At 59.5% G+C, this 17,118-nt stretch carries 21 protein-coding genes; 7 read left to right on the top strand and 14 right to left on the bottom strand.

The window, feature by feature from the left end; translation table 11 throughout:
* Positions 1-759 (top strand): ABC transporter ATP-binding protein, encoded by a 759-nt coding sequence (locus WCG50_RS00105; protein WP_336897517.1) that lies wholly within the window; start codon positions 1-3, stop codon positions 757-759.
* Here WCG50_RS00105 and WCG50_RS00100 read toward each other — a convergent pair.
* Positions 722-1,108, bottom strand: coding sequence for a hypothetical protein (locus WCG50_RS00100; protein ID WP_336897516.1), 387 nt, complete (start codon positions 1,106-1,108; stop codon positions 722-724). The genes WCG50_RS00105 and WCG50_RS00100 overlap by 38 nt on opposite strands.
* Positions 1,109-1,444: 336 nt before the next feature.
* Between WCG50_RS00100 and WCG50_RS00095 the strand changes: the two genes are divergently transcribed.
* Both WCG50_RS00095 and WCG50_RS00090 read left to right on the top strand, forming a co-directional pair.
* Positions 1,445-1,945 (top strand): hypothetical protein, encoded by a 501-nt coding sequence (locus tag WCG50_RS00095; RefSeq protein WP_336897515.1) that lies wholly within the window; start codon positions 1,445-1,447, stop codon positions 1,943-1,945.
* A gap of 25 nt (positions 1,946-1,970) precedes the next feature.
* Positions 1,971-2,651 (top strand): nitroreductase family protein, encoded by a 681-nt coding sequence (locus WCG50_RS00090; RefSeq protein WP_336897514.1) that lies wholly within the window; start codon positions 1,971-1,973, stop codon positions 2,649-2,651.
* Positions 2,652-2,658: 7 nt separating this feature from the next.
* Here WCG50_RS00090 and WCG50_RS00085 read toward each other — a convergent pair whose 3' ends face one another.
* The 8 genes from WCG50_RS00085 to WCG50_RS00050 are packed head-to-tail and all read right to left on the bottom strand — an operon-like array spanning position 2,659 to position 9,607.
* The gene (locus WCG50_RS00085; protein WP_336897513.1) at positions 2,659-3,261 is read right to left on the bottom strand and encodes a hypothetical protein; all 603 of its coding nucleotides are present in this window, start codon (positions 3,259-3,261) and stop codon (positions 2,659-2,661) included.
* Positions 3,262-3,286: 25 nt separating this feature from the next.
* On the bottom strand, positions 3,287-3,538 hold the full coding sequence (locus WCG50_RS00080) for an acyl carrier protein (RefSeq protein ID WP_336897512.1): 252 nt from the start codon (positions 3,536-3,538) through the stop codon (positions 3,287-3,289).
* 11 nt (positions 3,539-3,549) lie between these two features.
* Complete coding sequence (locus WCG50_RS00075; protein ID WP_336897511.1) at positions 3,550-4,677, bottom strand: dihydrolipoamide acetyltransferase family protein; 1,128 nt, start codon at positions 4,675-4,677, stop codon at positions 3,550-3,552.
* Complete coding sequence (locus WCG50_RS00070; RefSeq protein WP_336897510.1) at positions 4,674-5,657, bottom strand: alpha-ketoacid dehydrogenase subunit beta; 984 nt, start codon at positions 5,655-5,657, stop codon at positions 4,674-4,676. Before WCG50_RS00070 ends, WCG50_RS00075 begins: the two co-directional genes overlap by 4 nt.
* Positions 5,657-6,709: a pyruvate dehydrogenase (acetyl-transferring) E1 component subunit alpha gene (gene pdhA / locus WCG50_RS00065; RefSeq protein WP_336897509.1), complete on the bottom strand. Its 1,053-nt coding sequence runs from the start codon at positions 6,707-6,709 to the stop codon at positions 5,657-5,659. The genes WCG50_RS00070 and pdhA overlap by 1 nt, the downstream gene beginning before the upstream one ends.
* A complete protein-coding gene (acsA, locus tag WCG50_RS00060; protein ID WP_336897508.1) occupies positions 6,706-8,484 on the bottom strand; it encodes an acetate--CoA ligase in 1,779 nt (592 codons plus the stop codon). The genes pdhA and acsA overlap by 4 nt, the downstream gene beginning before the upstream one ends.
* A 9-nt stretch (positions 8,485-8,493) precedes the next feature.
* On the bottom strand, positions 8,494-8,946 hold the full coding sequence (locus WCG50_RS00055; RefSeq protein WP_336897507.1) for a CBS domain-containing protein: 453 nt from the start codon (positions 8,944-8,946) through the stop codon (positions 8,494-8,496).
* Positions 8,947-8,953: 7 nt separating this feature from the next.
* Entirely contained in the window at positions 8,954-9,607 is a 654-nt protein-coding gene (locus WCG50_RS00050) for a BON domain-containing protein (protein WP_336897506.1), read from the bottom strand.
* Between the two features lie 152 nt (positions 9,608-9,759).
* Between WCG50_RS00050 and WCG50_RS00045 the strand changes: the two genes are divergently transcribed.
* Both WCG50_RS00045 and WCG50_RS00040 read left to right on the top strand, forming a co-directional pair.
* Positions 9,760-10,170 (top strand): c-type cytochrome, encoded by a 411-nt coding sequence (locus tag WCG50_RS00045; protein WP_336897505.1) that lies wholly within the window; start codon positions 9,760-9,762, stop codon positions 10,168-10,170.
* A gap of 22 nt (positions 10,171-10,192) precedes the next feature.
* Entirely contained in the window at positions 10,193-10,816 is a 624-nt protein-coding gene (locus tag WCG50_RS00040; RefSeq protein ID WP_336897504.1) for a phosphoribosyltransferase family protein, read from the top strand.
* Positions 10,817-10,839: 23 nt separating this feature from the next.
* On the opposite strand, the gene WCG50_RS00035 is transcribed toward WCG50_RS00040, so the two are convergent.
* The 5 genes from WCG50_RS00035 to WCG50_RS00015 form a co-directional block, all read right to left on the bottom strand.
* Complete coding sequence (locus tag WCG50_RS00035) at positions 10,840-11,487, bottom strand: alpha/beta family hydrolase (protein WP_336897503.1); 648 nt, start codon at positions 11,485-11,487, stop codon at positions 10,840-10,842.
* Between the two features lie 16 nt (positions 11,488-11,503).
* On the bottom strand, positions 11,504-12,583 hold the full coding sequence (gene amrS / locus WCG50_RS00030) for an AmmeMemoRadiSam system radical SAM enzyme (RefSeq protein WP_336897502.1): 1,080 nt from the start codon (positions 12,581-12,583) through the stop codon (positions 11,504-11,506).
* Positions 12,580-13,173: an AmmeMemoRadiSam system protein A gene (gene amrA, locus WCG50_RS00025; protein ID WP_336897501.1), complete on the bottom strand. Its 594-nt coding sequence runs from the start codon at positions 13,171-13,173 to the stop codon at positions 12,580-12,582. Before amrA ends, amrS begins: the two co-directional genes overlap by 4 nt.
* Complete coding sequence (gene amrB, locus WCG50_RS00020; RefSeq protein WP_336897500.1) at positions 13,163-13,978, bottom strand: AmmeMemoRadiSam system protein B; 816 nt, start codon at positions 13,976-13,978, stop codon at positions 13,163-13,165. Before amrB ends, amrA begins: the two co-directional genes overlap by 11 nt.
* Before the next feature lie 82 nt (positions 13,979-14,060).
* Positions 14,061-15,419, bottom strand: coding sequence for a D-amino acid dehydrogenase (locus WCG50_RS00015; protein ID WP_336897499.1), 1,359 nt, complete (start codon positions 15,417-15,419; stop codon positions 14,061-14,063).
* 89 nt (positions 15,420-15,508) lie between these two features.
* On the opposite strand from WCG50_RS00015, the gene WCG50_RS00010 reads away from it, so the two are divergent.
* Positions 15,509-16,447 (top strand): LysR family transcriptional regulator ArgP, encoded by a 939-nt coding sequence (locus WCG50_RS00010; RefSeq protein ID WP_336897498.1) that lies wholly within the window; start codon positions 15,509-15,511, stop codon positions 16,445-16,447.
* A gap of 2 nt (positions 16,448-16,449) precedes the next feature.
* Positions 16,450-17,067, top strand: a complete 618-nt coding sequence (locus tag WCG50_RS00005; RefSeq protein WP_336897497.1) for a helix-turn-helix domain-containing protein — start codon at positions 16,450-16,452, stop codon at positions 17,065-17,067.
* Positions 17,068-17,118: the final 51 nt, after the last annotated feature.

Here is a 17,118-nt window from a genome sequence, read left to right as displayed (position 1 = left end):
ATGAACAAGCATCCGCACCTGCACGACCACGAGGTCATCCTTGAGGTGAAGAACTTGCGCGTCACCTACGGCAAGGTCGAGGCGCTGCACGACGTGAGCCTGACCATTCGGCGTGGCGAGATCGTCACCGTGATCGGTCCCAACGGTGCGGGCAAGACGACACTGCTGGCCTCGCTGATGGGCCTGCTGCCTGCCAGGGGCGAGATTGTGTACATGGGCCACCTTCAGGGCCGCGAGCGCGAGGTCGAAACACTGGTCCGCCAAGGCATGACGCTGGTGCCGGAAAAGCGTGAATTGTTCGCCGAAATGAGCGTCGAAGACAACCTGCTGCTCGGCGCCTTCGACCGCTACCGCAGCGGCCACCGGGACCAGATGGAAACCATGGACGAGGTTTTCGAGCTGTTCCCGCGCTTAGATGAGCGCCGCGTCCAGCTGGCTGGCACGCTGTCTGGCGGTGAGCGCCAGATGCTGGCCATGGGCCGCGCCCTGATGGCCAAGCCAAAGTTGTTGATGCTTGATGAGCCCAGCCTTGGCCTGGCACCGCTGATCATCAAGGAAATTTTCCGCATCATCACCGAACTGAAACAGACCGGTGTCGCCATCCTGCTGGTCGAGCAGAACGCACGCGCCGCGCTGCAAATTGCCGATTACGGCTACGTGCTGGAAACCGGCGAGGTGTCGCTGTCCGGCCCAAGTGCCGAACTGGCAGCCGACCCGCGTGTTATTGAGGCTTACCTCGGGCTGGGGCACGCCCGATGAGTTTGCCGTGGGGCAGCGTGGCGAGGCGGTTGAACATCCGGCGGCAGTAGCCGTTGATCTGCAGGCATTTGTTGATCTCGTCTACGGGCAAGGGGCCTGAGACCACCACGATGTCGTTGGCGCTGTCCAGCGAACCGGCCGCCCACAACCGTCTGCGTGCGGTGCTGGCCCAGGAGTGAATGCGCAGGGGGCTGCCATGCTCATGCAGCACGCCGGTGCTGGCGTCAAAGGCAATCGCCACGTTGTCGGTCTTGAGCCTCAAACGGTGTTCGCCCGTGATGGTGCTGGCCGGGGTGCTCAGGTCGTATAAATGGTAGTGGCCTTCTTTGAGCTGGTATTGCATCGCCATGGAATCTCCTCGTTGATGAGCATTGTGTTTGGCAGATCAGATAACTAAAGCCACAAAAGGGAAGGAAATCTTGCCTTTTTGTGAAATGTCAACGCACAGATTGCGTCAATTTTCTAAAGTGAAGCCGTGAGTGGGTCACTGCTTGAGCCAGCGACCTGACCACAAAGGTAAGGTTTCCCCTTCGGGGGAGTTCTCTGGTGTTTCTACACCAGGGCGGATGGAGGCATCCTTAGACTAGCCGGATGGTCAAGCATCGGGTTAGGGGCCTCCGCCAAAGCCCGTCAGTTCGAAAGCGCTGACGGGCTTCTTATTGGCGAAAAAAACAGTAAACACACCATGAAAACCACCCGCCTCCTTGCCGCGCTACTTGTGTCAATAGGCGTTATATCTGCCTGCACCACCACAGGTACCGGTGGCGGCCAAATGAGTGGGCCCGGTGCCGGAGAAGCGCCGGTTGCGTTCCAATGGGTGAGCAAGGACGGCGGTATCACTGGCAACATGACCGCAACGCTGCCCGGCGCGATCTACACAGGTCGATTTTTTCAAATTACACAGCAAACGCGCAGTGAATCGCTGGAACCCTTGTGGGCGCACTGGCACAACGGTTGGTACGACTGGCCGTACTGGGGCGGACCCATGACAACGCCTTATCCGATCACCCGGTTTGTGACCCATTACTCCGGCAAAGTGGTAGCCACACTGGATACAGAAGGCAAGCCGCGCATGCGTTGCCGCTTTCATTTGGCAGACCCTGCCCGTGGCATGGCCGGCGGTGGCGAAGGCGAATGCCAGCTCACCGATGGGCGCGTGGTGCAGGCAGTCTTTGCCCATCAATAACGAAAAAAACCCAAAAGGAAAGAACATGAACACTCTGACAAAAATGGCGTTGGGCCTGATCGGCCAACTCAAACCAGAACCGGCATTGGGCGACGCGCTCAACACGACTTACTTGCCGGCGGCCAATACCACGGGCGGCATTCCACTGATGAAAGCCCTGGCGCAACGCCAGTCGCAGCGCGAGTTTGACCCTGAACCCTTGCCTTTACAAATGCTCTCTGACTTGCTGTGGGCCACCGCCGGGGTGAACCGGCCCGAGTTGGGCGGGCGCACCGTGCCCAGCGCCATGAACGCGCAAGAAGTGGATGTGTTCGTGGCCTTGCCCAGCGGCTTGTTCCGCTATGCAGCATCCACGCAAACGCTGCATCTGGTGAGCCCCATGGATGTGCGCCGAGTCACCGGCTACCAGGACTTTGTCGACACCGCGCCACTGGACCTGGTGTTTGTGGCGGACTATTCCCGTATGAAGTTGGTGCCCGTGGCGCACCGCGAGGCCTATGCCAGTGCGGCGGCCGGTGCCATGGCGCAAAACGTCTACCTGTATTGCGCGTCGGCCGGGTTGGCGACCGTGATTCGCGCCTGGCTGGATCGTGATGTACTGGCGCAGGCCATGGGGTTGAATAACGACCAGCAAGTGCTGCTGTCGCAGACTGTGGGTCATCCGTTAAAACCCAAAGCGGCGGAGCAGTTGAGCTTGGTCGATTGAGGACGGCTTAAGGGGTTTTGGGTGGAGTTGCCTTGCCCAGGCCCACCCGAAATTTCTCCAGCTTGGCAGCGTAGTCGGTCGCTTCGCCGTAGCCCAGAAAACGGGCATAGCGGGAGTGGTTGCCCAGCACCTTGCGTGCGTGTTTGATCGGGCAAAAATACTCTTCGGTGCGCCCCACAATCTCACTCACATAGGCCATCAAGCCGTTGCCGTAGGCGCAGTAGGTACAGTGAAACTTCTCGATGAAGTTGAGGTACTCCAGTTGCTGGCGGTCAAACACGATGTAGTCACTGCGGCGCACCTTGACGATGCCGTAAATCGGAAAACAGGTGGCCTGGAAGAAACTCACACACAGGTCCAGAATCAGCATCGGAAAGATCATGCTGTAGATGATGGGGCCGGTGATGAGATTCTGTGGCCGGTTGGTGACCAGCCACCTGAAAAAACTGTTTTTGAGCTGGCGGTGAGCCTGACGAACTGAGGCCTCAAACTCCACCCGCTTGCCCTTGATGTGGAACAGGGCGCTGGCCTCCTGTTCTTGCACTGCCTTGAGTAAGTCGTCTTCAAGCGCGCTAATCTGATCGAGTAGCTGGTGTATTTTTTCATTCATGGTGACTGCATTGGAACACCGTGCGTCAAATGCGTTTTTTCTGCAGGTAGTTAACCACATCATTCAACGTGACCAGTTTGGCGTAGTTAGATTCCGGAATGATCACACCATAGTGCTCATGCAGGCTGACCAGGAAATTCAGCCAGTCCATGGAGTCCAGATCGACCCAATGGCGCAGGGGCTGGTCAGGCTTCATCGCGTCAGTTTCAAGTTCAGGGGCAATGGCAGACAAGAGTTGGACCACATCTTTTTGCAGGGTTTCACGATCGGTTTTCATGGGCTTGCTCCTTACTGGACGGAGGCTTGTGTGGCGGTGGCGTCAAGGGACTCCGGTCGTTGCAAGACATCGCGCAACTCAGCCAGAAACAAAGCGCCCCGGTGTCCATCAGACGCCCGGTGATCTGCGGCCAGGCTGGCACACAGCAAGGGTTGCGCGCGCACCTTGCCGTCCACCACCCAGGGCCGCGTTGTCAGAGAACCAAAGCCTACCAAGGCGACCTGAGGCGGGTAGATGACGCCGAACACAGACTCCACACCCTGGTCGCCCAGGTTGGTCACGGTGAGAGTGGGGTCGCTCATCTCTGAGCTGCGCAGCGAGCCGGCCCGTGCGCGCTTGACAAGGTCGGCCAGTTCCTGCATGAGGAGTGGCAGGGGCTTGTTGTCAACATCGTGCAGCGCAGGGGCGACCAGTCCGCCACCGCGCAGTGAGATCGCCACACCGGTATGCACGGCCGCGCTGGGCATAAACTGCCCCTCCCGGAAAAACCCGTTGAGTTCCGGTGTGCGTTGCAGCGCGAGTGCTACCGCCTTGAGCAGCAACACGGCGGGCAGCAGGCGCTCGGTGATGGGCCGGTCCTTGTTGTGCTGCTGGAGCCAATCTAATGCGTTGGCCATAGGAATGGTCTCGGCAAGGTAGTAGTGGGGAATCTCGCGCTTGGAGCGGCTCATGGCGGCTGCAATGGCTTTGCGCATCTCCGTCTGACGGTCCGGCGTGGCGGTGGTGGCATGCGCCGCCGCCTCAATATCGGCCAGTGTGACGGCGCCTTGGGCGCCACTTCCTTTGACGGACTCAACATTCACGCCCAGTTCTTTGGCGCGGCGTCGAGCCGAGGGCGACACGGCGCGACGGCTTGCATGCGCGGCGATAGCGGGCGCATCCACGGCAGTGGCTGCCACTTCACCCGGTTCCAGTAGTCGGGCCAGCACGGTGCCCACGGGCACTTTTTCACCCGGATGCACCAGCAGCTCATGCAGCACACCCTCATGCCAGATATCAACATCAACCGCTGCTTTGGAAGTGTCCACCACGGCCACCACCTGTCCCCGTTTAAGCGTGTCGCCTGGCTTGACGTGCCATGTGAGTAGCGTGCCTTCGTCCATGTCCGCGCCAAGTGAGGGGAGCTTGAATTCGATCATGGCGCGCTCCCCAGCAGCGCTTGAACAGCGGCTACTATTTTGCTTGCCTGAGGCAGGGCGGCTTCTTCCATGTGGCGGGCATAAGGGATCGGCACTTCTTCGCTGCAGACCCGTGCCAAGGGGGCATCCAGGTCAAAGAAGGCCTGTTCGCTGATGCGTGCCATCACCTCGGCGGCCAGGCTGCCGGTACGCCATCCTTCGTCAATGACCACGGCACGGCGGCACTTGCGAACCGAGGTCATCACGGTGGCGTCGTCGAGCGGGCGCAGCACCCTCAGGTCAATCACTTCAGCGGAGATACCCAGCATTGCCAGTTGCTCGGCGGCCTGAATGGCTTTGGGCAGGCAGCCGCCAAAAGTGATCAGACTGACGTCGGTGCCAGCAAGCCGCACACGGGCACTGCAAATGTCAACAACGGTGTGGTCTGGCACGTCGCCTTCCAGGTTGTAGAGCTGGGCGTGTTCAAAAATCAGCACCGGGTCCGGGTCGGCCAAGGCCGCAGCCAGCATGCCGCGCGCGTCTTCTGCCGTGGCCGGAGACAGCACCCGCAGGCCTGGCACATGGGCATACCAGCCCTCAAAACTATTGGAATGCTGCGCCGCCACTTGGCGCCCGGCACCGGTGGCCATGCGGATCACGATAGGCACCGAAAACTGACCGCCCGACATGTGGCGCAGCATGGCGGCGGTGTTGACAATCGGGTCAAGCGCCAACAGGCTGAAATTGACGGTCATGATTTCGACAATCGGGCGCATGCCACCCAGCGCAGCACCCACACCGGCCCCCACAAAACCGAGTTCTGAAAGTGGCGTGTCGCGAATTCGCTCGGGGCCAAACTCCTCCAGCAACCCTTTGGAGACGGCGTAGGTTCCGCCATAGCGACCCACATCCTCGCCCATCAAAAACACCCGTGGGTCAGCCAACAAGGCCTCGCGCAGTGCCTCACGCAGGGCCTCGCGGTAAGAGAGGCGGCGTGGCATCAGGGGGCTCCTTGGGGCGTGGTGACGTCGCGCAACAAATCTTCTACGGGTTCCCAGGTGCCGGCTTCGGCAAAGGCCACGGCAGCGTCCACCTCGGCTTGCGCGGCAGCATCAAGCGCCAGAAATTCGGTTTCAGACAGCAAGCCCTGCGACTTCAGGCGCGCCGTGTAGGTGTGAATGGGCCCCCGCGTCTTCCAGGCTTCCACTTCCTGCTTGTCGCGGTACAGCTCGGGGTCAAACATGGAGTGGGCGCGAAAGCGAAAGGTTTGGAGTTCCATGAACACCGGCCTCGCGTCGTGTCGCACTTGATGAGCGGCGCGTTTGACAACCTCATGCACCGCCACGACATCCATGCCGTCGACCCGTTCCGTGGTCATGCCATAGGAGGCTGCTTTTCGGCATAAATCGGTTTGAGACTCCGAGCGCGCCAGCGCCGTGCCCATGGCATAGAGATTGTTTTCGCAGCAAAACAGAACCGGCAATTGCCATAAGGCGGCCAGGTTCATGGACTCGTGAAATGCGCCTTCGGCCATCGCGCCCTCACCGAAAAAGCAAGCCGTCAAAGGCCCGCCCTCGCGCTTCTCGAACGGGTTGCTGACGGCCCCGGGGCGCTTGGACATCTTGTCGGCCAGTGCCAGACCGGTCGCCAGTGGCAGGCCGCCGCCAACAATGCCCTGGCCTCCATAAAAGTGGGTCGCGCGATCAAACAGATGCATCGAGCCGCCACGCCCCCGCGAGCAGCCTTCCTGTTTGCCATACATCTCCGCCATGATGGCGTTCATGGCGACACCGCGCAGCAAAGCGTGGCCGTGTTCGCGGTAGGTGCAAACAACGTTGTCACCCGCGCGCAAGGCGCACAGGGCACCGCTGGCAACGGCTTCTTCGCCAATGTAGAGGTGAAGGAAGCCACGGATTTTTTGTTGGCCATAGAGTTCGGCCGCCTTCTCCTCCATACGGCGGATGCGCAACATATCGGACAAGCGGGCCAGTGCAAAGGCCTTGTCCCACGGAACGGGACCCGTAGGGGGCGCTGGCACCTGAAAGGCATTCATGCGCCACCTTCGAGTGTCGAGGTATCGCCTTCGGGCAGGCCGAGTTCGCGGGCTTTCAGCAACCGGCGCATGATCTTGCCGCTGCGTGTGCGCGGCAGCGAGGGCAAAAAGGCAATCTCTTTGGGGGCCACGGCTGCCCCCAAGCGTTTGCGGGCGTGGGCCGAGATGTCCATGCGCAGGGCGTCACCCGGCGTGAAACCATTTTTGAGGGAAACAAAAGCTTTCACCACCTCGCCAACCACCGCATCAGGCTTGCCGATCACCCCGGCCTCGGCCACGGCCGGGTGTTCCATCAACACGCTTTCAACCTCAAACGGGCCAATCAAATGCCCTGCGGACTTGATCACATCGTCGGTGCGGCCAATAAACCAGTAGTAGCCATCGGCATCGCGCCTGGCCAGGTCGCCGGTCAGGTAAAGGTCGGCATCGAAGCACTTGTTATAGCGTTCCATGTTGTTTAAATAACCGCGAAACATCGACGGCCAGTCCGCACGCAAGGCCAGCTCACCCTCCACATCCGGCTTGTCAACAACACATACGCGGGGCAGCTCACCTTCGGTCTCCAGATGGCGGACGATGAAGGCTTCAACGCCCGGCAGGGGTCGCCCCATCGAGCCGGGTTTGATGTCAAACGCGGGCGTGTTGGCAATCATGATGCCGCCCGTCTCGGTCTGCCACCAGTTGTCATGAATCGGCAGGCCAAACGCATCCAGGCCCCACCAGACCGCCTCCGGGTTGAGGGGTTCCCCCACGCTGGCGATAAAACGAAGTGCCGGATAGGCATGCTGTTGGGCCAGCGCAGCGCCCGACTTCATCAGCATGCGTATCGCCGTGGGTGCGGTGTACCAGACGCTGATGCGCTCCTGCTCAAGAAGCGTGTACCAGCGCTCTGCATCAAATTCCTCGCGGTCAATCAACGAAGTTACACCTTGCAGCAAGGGCGCGATGATGCCGTAGGACGTGCCTGTCACCCAACCCGGGTCGGCGGTGCACCAGTAGCGATCCTGTGGGTGCAAATCAAGTGCGTAACGGCCAGTCGCCCAGTGGGTGACGACAGCGCCATGCACATGCAAAGCACCCTTCGGTGTCCCGGTGGTACCGCTGGTGAAATGCAGTAAAGCCGGGTCATCAGGACCGGTGTTGACGGTGGTAAAGATATTCGAGGCAGCGGCTAGGCATTGACCCAGATCCAGCGTGTCGGGCTCATGGGTGATACCGCCCTCCTCGCTCACCAGCAAGACATGGCGCAGTGAGGGTAGTTGCGCTCTGATCTGTTTGATTTTGCGCTGGTAAAGTAGATCGGTGGTGACCAGTATTTGGCCACTACCGAGTTTGATGCGGGTGGCAATCGGCTCCGGACCAAACGCCGAGAACAAGGGCGTGACCACGGTGCCATTCTTGAGCGCCCCCAGCACGGCGATGTACAACTCGGGAATGCGCCCGGTCAATACAAACAAACGGTCGCCCTTGCCAATACCGAGACTCTTCAGCATGTTGGCAAAGCGATTGGTTTCGCGTGCCAGTTGGCTGTAGCTCAGGTCGACCGCAGGGGCATTGCGTGCCACAAAGCGCAGGGCAACCCGGTCATGCAAGGCGCCAAACGCGTGAAGATCCACCGCCTCGAAGCCCATGTTCAGGCCGCCATCAGGCAGTCCTTGCAGCGCGTTGCGGGCCAGAGCCCAGACGTCCCGTTGGCGTTCGCCCTCATAGTCCGCCCAATAGGGTTGTACGGAAACCGAAGAGGGTGATTTGTGAATAACTGGCGATCGCTCCATAGCCGACTTTCAGGTGCGCTCGACCACTTCCCGGTCCCTGGCGCCGGCCAGGCCTGCGGTCAGGTCGGCCAACTCACGTGTCAACAGTTCCAGCACATCCTCCATCGTGATGATGCCCACCAAGCGGCCTTCACCGTCAATCAGAATCAGTCGCCGCAGCCGGTGTTTCTTCATCAACTGCACCGCCTCCATGGCGTCCATTTCTGGGGTGGCGGTGACCAAATCAACAGTCATGATGTCACCCGCTGTGAATACCGCCGGGTCCAGTCCCTCGGCCATCAGTTCCAGCACCAGGTCGCGGTCGGTGAGGATTCCTACAGGACGAGATTTCTCCTGAGCGTCCACCACCACCAAAGCCCCCACATGATGCTGGCGCATGATTTTGGCGACTACCAGGGCGGCAGTCTCTGGCTCCACCACGGCCACCACCGTCGTGGCAAAGTCTTTGAGTTGAGTAGACATGTGCGCGCTAAGCCTCAATCACCAATTGATTAACCACGCGGCTTACGCCGGGCGCTGACCAGGTAGCACCTTCAGCGGCATTGCGTTCTGCCCAGGAGTGCACATGGCCGCTCAAGGTCACCACGCTGCCGTCCACCGCGATCTCAATTCGGCGTGCTTCGCGCATGGCCTGACGCGTCAGCGCATCTTGAATCCGGGCCGAAAGATTGACCGAGATGGGCAGTGTCTTGAGCCGGATGTTGTCGGTAATCCCCAGTACACCTTTAAGTGGTCGGATCATGCGTTCCACAGCGCGCCGTTGAAAATTCCAGTCCAGTTCGCCACTCAGCGTGACCCAGCCTTTTTCGACAGTCACCTTGATACGGTCTTGCGGCACCGAGGTATTCCAGCCCAGCACATGTTCAACAGCGGTGGCAATTTCGGTGTCGCTACGTTGGTGTATTCCTACCGGAACTACATCAAGTTCAACCGCAATCGCCTTCACACCAGAAACTCGTTCTACGGCGCGCTTGGACGCTACTTTTTCAGAGTAGGTGTCCAGATGACCGGTCAAGGTCACTACCCCGTCATTGACTGAAACACCAACCCTTGCCTCGGGCACCAGTGGGTCCCACGATAACTCTGAAAGCACATCTTTTTTGAGGTCTGAATCGGTTTTCACGGCAGCTCCTGGTTAGGAAAAAAGTGAAGAATCTGTCTGTTCAGAATAGCCACGGCTTGCTTCATTGCATTGCGAATAATCAAATTTTTAACGGCATCACATAGGAAACTCCATCCTGTTCAGGGTAATTTTTAACAGCAAGGAGATGAGTCATGAATAAGGTACATATCGTTATGTTCGGGTCGATACTGGTCCTGGGTTGTTTGAGTCGCCCCGGGTTTGCGCAGTCCAGAGTTGACTTTGGAAAAGTGGAATTTGAGTCAAGTTGCGCCAGTTGTCACGGTGCCTCAGGCAAAGGAGATGGCAGCATGCGCGCCTACCTCACAAAGCCACCTAGCGACCTCACCACGCTGGCCAAACGCAATGCGGGGGTGTTCCCCAGTCAGCGGATCTGGGAAACAATTGATGGCCGGACGTCAGTCATGATTGGCTCGCACGGAGCCCGCGAAATGCCGGTTTGGGGGAATGTATTCCGGTCTGAAGACACGCAACCCCAGGAAATTCATGTGCGCAACCGCATCGGCGCCGTGTTGGACTACCTCGCGCGAATCCAGGAAATGTAGCTCGCCAGGGCTCAGTGGTTGTATGTTTCTTGATCGCACCGATGCAGCGCATCGCCTCGTGACGAGACTGATTGCCTACAAAGGAAGAAACCCGTTGGTGCTGGCCATTCCCAGAGGCGCTGTGCCGATAGCGAAAATCATTGCGGATGCGCTGGCGGGTGAGTTGGATGTGGTGCTGGTGCGCAAGTTGCGAGCGCCGAATCAGCCCGAGCTTGCCATAGGTTCGGTCAATGAAAGTGGCTGGACATTTGCCGCTGATTTCGCCAAGTTCTATGGCGCTGATTCCAAATACATTGATGCAGAGAAGCAGGTGCAGATTGAAACCATTCGGCAGCGCCGCGCCCAGTACACGCCGATTCGACCGCCGATTAACCCGGCTGGGCGAATCGTTATTGTGGTAGATGACGGTCTGGCCACCGGTGCCACCATGATCGCAGCGCTGCACGGACTGCGAACTGCCAAGCCAGCCTGGTTGATTTGTGCCGTTCCGGTGTCGCCGCCCGACACTTTGGTCAAAGTGGCCGAACTGGCAGATGAGGTGGCGTGCATTGAAACACCCCAAATTTTCCAGGCGGTTGGGCAGTTCTACCGAAACTTCCCGCAAGTGTGTGACGAGGAAGTCTATGAGCTGCTGAAAAGCAATTGAAAAATAGAGCTGTCCAAAGGCTTTCAGGAGGTCAGGTACTGGCTGAACCAGTTGGCTGCCTGGCGTGCTACCTCTTGCAGGGCGCCAGGTTCCTCAAACAGATGCGTGGCACCGGGCACGATCATCATTTCCTTGGTGCAGGGCAGAAGGGTATAGGCCCGTTGGTTGAGGTCAATCACTTCTTCATCTCGCCCGCCGACCAGTAACAGTGTGGGGGCGGTGACCTTGGTTAGGTCATGCTGGCCCGCCAAGTCTGGTCGGCCGCCGCGACACACCACCGCCATGATGTCCTCCCTGAGTGCAGCCGCCGCTTGCAGTGCGGCCGCTGCCCCGGTGCTGGCACCAAAGTAACCGATAGATATGCTTTGAGTGGGTGTGTGCTGCTTGATCCAGCGTGTGGCGACCAGCAAGCGGTGCGTCAACAAGGGAATATCAAACCGCGTCTGGTAGTCCAGGTTCTCGGCCAGGGTGAGCAAATCGAGCAAGAGCGTGCCCATGCCTTTTTCATGGAACACACGCGCTACAAAATTGTTGCGTGGACTGTGCCGACTGCTGCCGCTGCCATGGGCAAACAAAACGATGCCGCGCGCGTTGACGGGCAGTTCGAGCATGCCTTCCAAGTGGACGCTGTCCACCGCCAGACTGATGAGTTGTGTGGTGGCGAGTTGCATGGGTTTCCAGATTGAGTCAATCAGGCATGGCGATAGGAATGCGTCTTCGGCCGAAGTGACCGGCCTTTTCATCAAAACGACCGGCCAGGGCGGTGCTGCAGTGCGGGCAGTGGCCTTGCGGTGTCAGTCGGTAGTGGTTGATCTGGTACCAGTCGCGCACGATCAACGGGGCATGGCAGTGGTGGCAAAAGGTGGTGTCGCCTTCGATGTTGTGCACGTTGCCGGTGTAAACGTAATGCAGGCCGGCTTTGAGGGCGATGTCGCGGGCGCGTACCATCGTAGCGGGTGGGGTGGCGGGTACATCCGGCATTTTGTAGTCGGGGTGAAAGGCCGAGAAGTGCAAGGGCACATCGGGGCCAAGCTCTTTCATGATCCACTGGCACATGGCCCCTATTTCCTCAGAGCTGTCGTTGTGGCCGGGAATGAGCAGCGTGGTGATCTCGAACCACACCTTGGTTTCGCGCTTGAGGTAGACCAGTGTGTCGAGCACCGGTTGCAGATGCGAGCCGGTGAGCTTGAAGTAGAAGTCTTCGGTAAACGCCTTCAGGTCGACATTGGCGGCGTCCATCTTGGCGTAGAAGTCCCGCCGGGGCTGGTCGTGCATGTAGCCCGCCGTGACGGCCACCGTCTGCACCCCGCGCGCGTGACAGGCGTCGGCCACGTCCATGGCGTACTCGGCAAAAATGACCGGGTCGTTGTAGGTGAAAGCCACACTCTTGCAGCCATGTTTGACGGCCTCAGTCGCGATGGTTTCAGCCGAGGCCTGGTCCATCAGCTTGTCCATGTCGTGCGATTTGCTGATGTCCCAGTTCTGGCAAAACTTGCAGGCCAGATTGCATCCGGCTGTGCCAAACGAAAGCACGCTACTGCCGGGGTAGAAATGGTTGAGCGGCTTCTTTTCGATCGGGTCGATGCAAAAACCAGACGAGCGCCCATAGGTGGTCAGAATCATCTGTTCCCCGACGCGCTGACGCACAAAGCAGGCGCCGCGTTGGCCTTCATGCAGGCGACAGTCACGCGGGCACAGGTCGCACTGCATACGACCATCGTCCAGCAGGTGCCAGTAGCGTGCGGGGTAGTTTGAGGATGGAGTCATGATGACTCCCGCTCCTTCCATTTGGTGACGGTGTAGCGGTGCAACCTGATACCGGGGGCCCAGAAATCTGGCGCCAGACCGGCTTTGTGTTTGAGGTGCGCCATGAACTCGGGCGCTGTCGGCAACTGCTCCCATACTTGCGGTAAAAAAGTGCTGCGGTGGTGGCCGAATTCAAACACCACACCATCAATGCCGGGGCGTAACTGCTGGAGCGCTTGCACCTCGCTGTCAAAGTGCATGGGTTGCATGGAGGACAGCAGTGACACTTCGATGTCGGTCGTGGACAGTTCGGCCGGTGTCAGCGGCTCGAAGCGGTGATCCTGCAAAGCAGCGGCCACGGCGTTGGCCTTGATATCGGCCAGCAGCGTTCGCCTGGCCTCCAGCGTACCGATGCATCCCCGCAATCTTCCCTGCTGGGTGAGGGTAATAAAACAGGCACCAAATTTCTGCAGGGCCTCTTCAGTTTCGTCGACAGGCGCTGGCGCTTGACCCAGGGCCTCGGCGATGGCGGCGCGGGCAACGGCCAGCAATGTTTGCCCGGCCTGGACTTTGGCTGACAAGTTCGTTGTCGGGTTGGCGTCAATGTGCATCAGGGTCCCCTGGCATGAAGGCAATGGCGGCGTAGCCCACCACCCGTGCCCGGTCACCCGCCGTGTCACCGGAGTTGCAGGCGCCCAACAGGTGAGCCTGTAGACCATGCTGACGCGCAGCCAGCAATAGGCCGTTAATGGGCGTGCTGCCGCAGGCCTGGTGGTGTGAGAGTGTGCTGCTCAAGTGCAGAATACTTTGCAAGGTTTCCTGATCGACTGATTGCGCGTCCTGGTAGGGCAGGAAGTGCGACAGGTCGGAGCTGATCACGATCAGTGTCTCGGGGCCACCCCAAAGTGCGGACAGTACTTGCGCCACTTCTGCGGGTGTGGCATCGCCTACAGCCAAGGGGACCAGCTTGAAGTCATCCAGTGCCAGTTGCAGGAAAGGCAATTGAACTTCCAACGAATGCTCAGGGGCATGGGCGGCGCGGTTCACCACGACCTGCGGCAACGAAGCGACTGCTGCGATGGCGTCCTGGTCGATTTCAACCAGACCCAAAGGCGTGGCAAACGAGTCCACATCGGGCAGGGCCAAACCTTGCACGGCCACGCGGTGCACCGGCCCCAGTAGAACCACACGCCGGATGGATTTGCGTCCGCCGGCCAGGCTGGCATAAGCCAGGGCGGCGGTGCTGCCCGAGTAGATATAGCCGGCATGCGGCACGATCAAGGCTTTGGGCGCTTGCGCTGCGGGGCCAGCGTCTGGTTTGGCTTCGGCGAGCAATAAACGCACATCATTGGATAAAACGGACGCCTGACCCGGGTAAAAGGCGCCCGCCACAGCGGGTTGTCGAACAAGGTGCATGGGAACCTCCTGTGCGAAGCTTAGTTCCCCCAATATCAGGCTGACTTGCTGCTTATCAAGTCTATAGATCAATCAGCTCGGTTCAGCCTGCCACGGCGATCGAATTCAGGGCGCGTTCCTGGGCAGGGGCAAAACCGTGAAAGCCGAACGCCATCGCGGGTTGACGCCCGCAGATCAGTTCTGCGAGTGCTTTGCCAGAGCCCGCACCTTGCGTCCAGCCCAGCGTGCCGTGGCCGGCATTGACCCATAGTTTCCCTACTTTGGTTTTACCAATGTAGGGAATATTGGTGGGTGTGGCCGGGCGCAAACCGGCCCAGTATTGCGGGTTGCCGCCTTGAGCTTCGTTGCGCGTGTCGCAAACGCCCGGCAGCACGGCTTCTATCCGGTCTGACAACATCTGGCAACGGGCACGGGCCACGGTAGAGTTCAGCGTCAGGTCGTAGCCGCCGACCTCGATCGTGCCGGCGACGCGCAGTTGGTTGCCCAGGCGGCTGATGGCGATTTTCTTTTCGTCGTCAATGGTGGAGACTCGCGGGGCGGCCTCGGGTCGCAAAATCGGGAAGGTGGCACTGTAGCCCTTGCCCGGGTAGATCGGCAGGTCAACCCCGACGGTGCGCAGCAGCGGCGCGGTGTAGGAGCCGCAAGCCACGACAAACTGATCGGCTTTCAGGTGGCGTAATACTTTTAGATCATTTGAGCCTGTAGCCCCCGTGTTACGTGCGCTAATAGCTATTGATTCAATAGCGTCGCCGCTTTTGTTCAGGTGCACGACGTCATGTGCGTAGAGAAATTCGGCGCCGCGGGCGATGCAGCGTTGTGCCAGCGCCTGGGTGAACACGCGGGCGTCGCCGCTTTCGTCGCTGGCGGTAAACGTGCCACCCACGATGCGGTGCGCAAATTGTTTAAAAGCCGGCTCGATCCGCAGCAATTCCTCACGGTTCACCACCTTGCGCGAGACGCCGTACTTGCGCATCAGCGCGGCGGCATCGCCCGCCGTGTCGAACGATTTCTGGTCGGTGTAGTAGTGGGCAATGCCGTGCTCCAAGCGTTGGTACTCGATGCCGGTGGCGCGCACCAGGTCTTTCAGCGCGGCGTGGCTGAAGGCGCCCAGGGCGACCAGTTGTTGCACATTGCGCTCAAAGGCGGCGTCATTGCACTGGCTCAAAAACTGCAGGCTCCAGCGCCACTGTTGCCAGTCCAGTTTGGGCCTAAACAGCAAAGGGGCTTCGTTGCTGAACATCCACTTCAGTGCTTTCAGTGGCGCATCGCGGTTGGCCCAGGGCTCGCAGTAGCTGACCGAGATTTGTGCCGCGTTGGCAAAACTGGTTTCCATGGCCGCGTCGGGTTGACGCTCCACAACGGTCACCTCGTGGCCTTGCTCCAAAAGATGCCAGGCGGTGCTCACGCCAATAATTCCGGCGCCAAGAATGGTAATTTTCATGCTTTGCAGTGTCGTGGAAGTCACGCAAGTTGAAAAGTAAGATTAAACTTTCTCAGAAATCATTAGTTATTCTTATTAAGGTGGTTCGCATGAGCACGTTTGATCCCAATGCCCTGGAATGCCTCGCCGCCATCGTTGAAGAAGGCGGTTTTGAGCGCGCAGCTGTGCGGCTCTCGATCACCCAGTCGGCGGTGTCGCAGCGACTGCGTTCGCTCGAAGTGCAAGTCGGGACGGTGCTGATCGTGCGCAGTCGTCCGCTCAAGGCCACCTCGGCCGGGCGCCTGCTGCTCAAGCACGCGATGCAGATGCGCCTGCTGCGGGCCGATCTGGAGCGCGACCTGAAAGACCTCGCACCGGGTGCCGCGGGCAGTGGGCGCGACGAGGAGCGGATCTCGATTGCCATCAACGCCGACAGCATCGCTACTTGGGCCTTACCGGCCTTGAGTACGCTGGCACGTCAGGGCCTGGGGCTGGAGATCATCACCGATGACCAGGATTTCACCCATGACTGGTTGCGTGAAGGGCAAGTTCTTGGTTGTGTCACCACGCTCAAGCAAGCCTTGCGCAGTTGCAAGATGATGCCGCTGGGCGCCATGAACTATGTCGCCGTAGCCGAGGCGGGCTATGCCAGTGAGCATTGTCCGGGTGGTTTGTCGCCGCACAACTTTCGGTCCATGCCGTTCGTGGCGTTTAACCGCAAGGACGATTTGCAGGCCGAGTTCGTGGGGCGCGCCTTCAGCCTCAAGCATGTGGCGCTGAGTCAGTTGTATGTGCCCAGTTCCGAAGGCCAGGTGCGTGCGGTGCTGGCCGGGTGGGGCGTGAGCGTGCTGCCTGAATTGCAGGTGCGCGAGCATTTGCAAAGCGGCCGCTTGGTGGATATTGCCCCCGGTCAGGCCTTGCCGGTGGACCTGTATTGGCATTGCTGGAACCTCGATTCAGCCGTGTTGGACGCCCTGACGACGGCCTTGACCACGGCAGCGGCAACGGCATTGAAATCGCGGGTTATTACACCCTTGGCTAAAATTTGAGGATGAACCTTGCCCCCGTCATCAAAACCTCCTTCAAACAACAAATGCTCAAGGCCCGGGAGGTGGCCATCATTGCGACCGTGAACCGGTTGCTGGCCGAAAAGGGATTTGAGGCCATGACGGTGGACGAGGTGGCAGCCCAGGTTGGTATTGCCAAAGCCAGCCTCTACAAGCACTTTTCAAGCAAGGAAGAACTCGCGGCAGCGGCCATGGTGGGCGTGATGCGCCGGGCGCAGAGCTACATCCGGGCCTTGCCACCCAACGCCAAGCCGCTGGACAATTTGCGGGCTGTGGTGCGCTGGACGCTGGAGGTGAAATTGGCGGGCGACATGCCGTCCTTGCCGAGCCAGAACTCCACGTTGCGGGCGACGCTGATTGCCAACAAGGACTACATGGACGGCCTGATGGACGTGAGTGACCGGTTGGGGGCGTGGATAGAGGCTGCCCAAGCTTCGGGTGATCTCAACCCGGACTTGCCTGCGATTGCTATTTTGTACATCTTCTTTGCCCGAGCCTGCGACCCGGTGCTGGAGTTCTTGCGCATGGGCGGCCTGTACACCGATGAACAAATCGTGTCGATGGTGCTGGGCACTTGCTTTGAAGGTCTAAACGCCCGCTAGCCCCGGCAGCCTCAAAAGTGAAGTGCAACACACCTTTAAATTTCCGATAAG

Origin of the sequence: Rhodoferax sp. (assembly GCF_037143375.1) — a bacterium.
Taxonomy (GTDB): domain Bacteria; phylum Pseudomonadota; class Gammaproteobacteria; order Burkholderiales; family Burkholderiaceae_C; genus Rhodoferax.
Note: the sequence above shows the minus strand (reverse complement) of the source record. Positions and strands in the feature narration are given on the sequence as shown.

What these genes read in the sequence shown, in the direction of transcription:
- WCG50_RS00105 (WP_336897517.1), top strand. Translation starts at nt 1, where the DNA reads ATGAACAAGCATCCGCACCTGCACGACCACGAGGTCATCCTTGAGGTG.
- WCG50_RS00100 (WP_336897516.1), bottom strand. Translation starts at nt 1,108, where the DNA reads ATGGCGATGCAATACCAGCTCAAAGAAGGCCACTACCATTTATACGAC.
- WCG50_RS00095 (WP_336897515.1), top strand. Translation starts at nt 1,445, where the DNA reads ATGAAAACCACCCGCCTCCTTGCCGCGCTACTTGTGTCAATAGGCGTT.
- WCG50_RS00090 (WP_336897514.1), top strand. Translation starts at nt 1,971, where the DNA reads ATGAACACTCTGACAAAAATGGCGTTGGGCCTGATCGGCCAACTCAAA.
- WCG50_RS00085 (WP_336897513.1), bottom strand. Translation starts at nt 3,261, where the DNA reads ATGAATGAAAAAATACACCAGCTACTCGATCAGATTAGCGCGCTTGAA.
- WCG50_RS00080 (WP_336897512.1), bottom strand. Translation starts at nt 3,538, where the DNA reads ATGAAAACCGATCGTGAAACCCTGCAAAAAGATGTGGTCCAACTCTTG.
- WCG50_RS00075 (WP_336897511.1), bottom strand. Translation starts at nt 4,677, where the DNA reads ATGATCGAATTCAAGCTCCCCTCACTTGGCGCGGACATGGACGAAGGC.
- WCG50_RS00070 (WP_336897510.1), bottom strand. Translation starts at nt 5,657, where the DNA reads ATGCCACGCCGCCTCTCTTACCGCGAGGCCCTGCGTGAGGCACTGCGC.
- pdhA (WP_336897509.1), bottom strand. Translation starts at nt 6,709, where the DNA reads ATGAATGCCTTTCAGGTGCCAGCGCCCCCTACGGGTCCCGTTCCGTGG.
- acsA (WP_336897508.1), bottom strand. Translation starts at nt 8,484, where the DNA reads ATGGAGCGATCGCCAGTTATTCACAAATCACCCTCTTCGGTTTCCGTA.
- WCG50_RS00055 (WP_336897507.1), bottom strand. Translation starts at nt 8,946, where the DNA reads ATGTCTACTCAACTCAAAGACTTTGCCACGACGGTGGTGGCCGTGGTG.
- WCG50_RS00045 (WP_336897505.1), top strand. Translation starts at nt 9,760, where the DNA reads ATGAATAAGGTACATATCGTTATGTTCGGGTCGATACTGGTCCTGGGT.
- WCG50_RS00040 (WP_336897504.1), top strand. Translation starts at nt 10,193, where the DNA reads ATGTTTCTTGATCGCACCGATGCAGCGCATCGCCTCGTGACGAGACTG.
- WCG50_RS00035 (WP_336897503.1), bottom strand. Translation starts at nt 11,487, where the DNA reads ATGCAACTCGCCACCACACAACTCATCAGTCTGGCGGTGGACAGCGTC.
- amrS (WP_336897502.1), bottom strand. Translation starts at nt 12,583, where the DNA reads ATGACTCCATCCTCAAACTACCCCGCACGCTACTGGCACCTGCTGGAC.
- amrA (WP_336897501.1), bottom strand. Translation starts at nt 13,173, where the DNA reads ATGCACATTGACGCCAACCCGACAACGAACTTGTCAGCCAAAGTCCAG.
- amrB (WP_336897500.1), bottom strand. Translation starts at nt 13,978, where the DNA reads ATGCACCTTGTTCGACAACCCGCTGTGGCGGGCGCCTTTTACCCGGGT.
- WCG50_RS00015 (WP_336897499.1), bottom strand. Translation starts at nt 15,419, where the DNA reads ATGAAAATTACCATTCTTGGCGCCGGAATTATTGGCGTGAGCACCGCC.
- WCG50_RS00010 (WP_336897498.1), top strand. Translation starts at nt 15,509, where the DNA reads ATGAGCACGTTTGATCCCAATGCCCTGGAATGCCTCGCCGCCATCGTT.
- WCG50_RS00005 (WP_336897497.1), top strand. Translation starts at nt 16,450, where the DNA reads ATGAACCTTGCCCCCGTCATCAAAACCTCCTTCAAACAACAAATGCTC.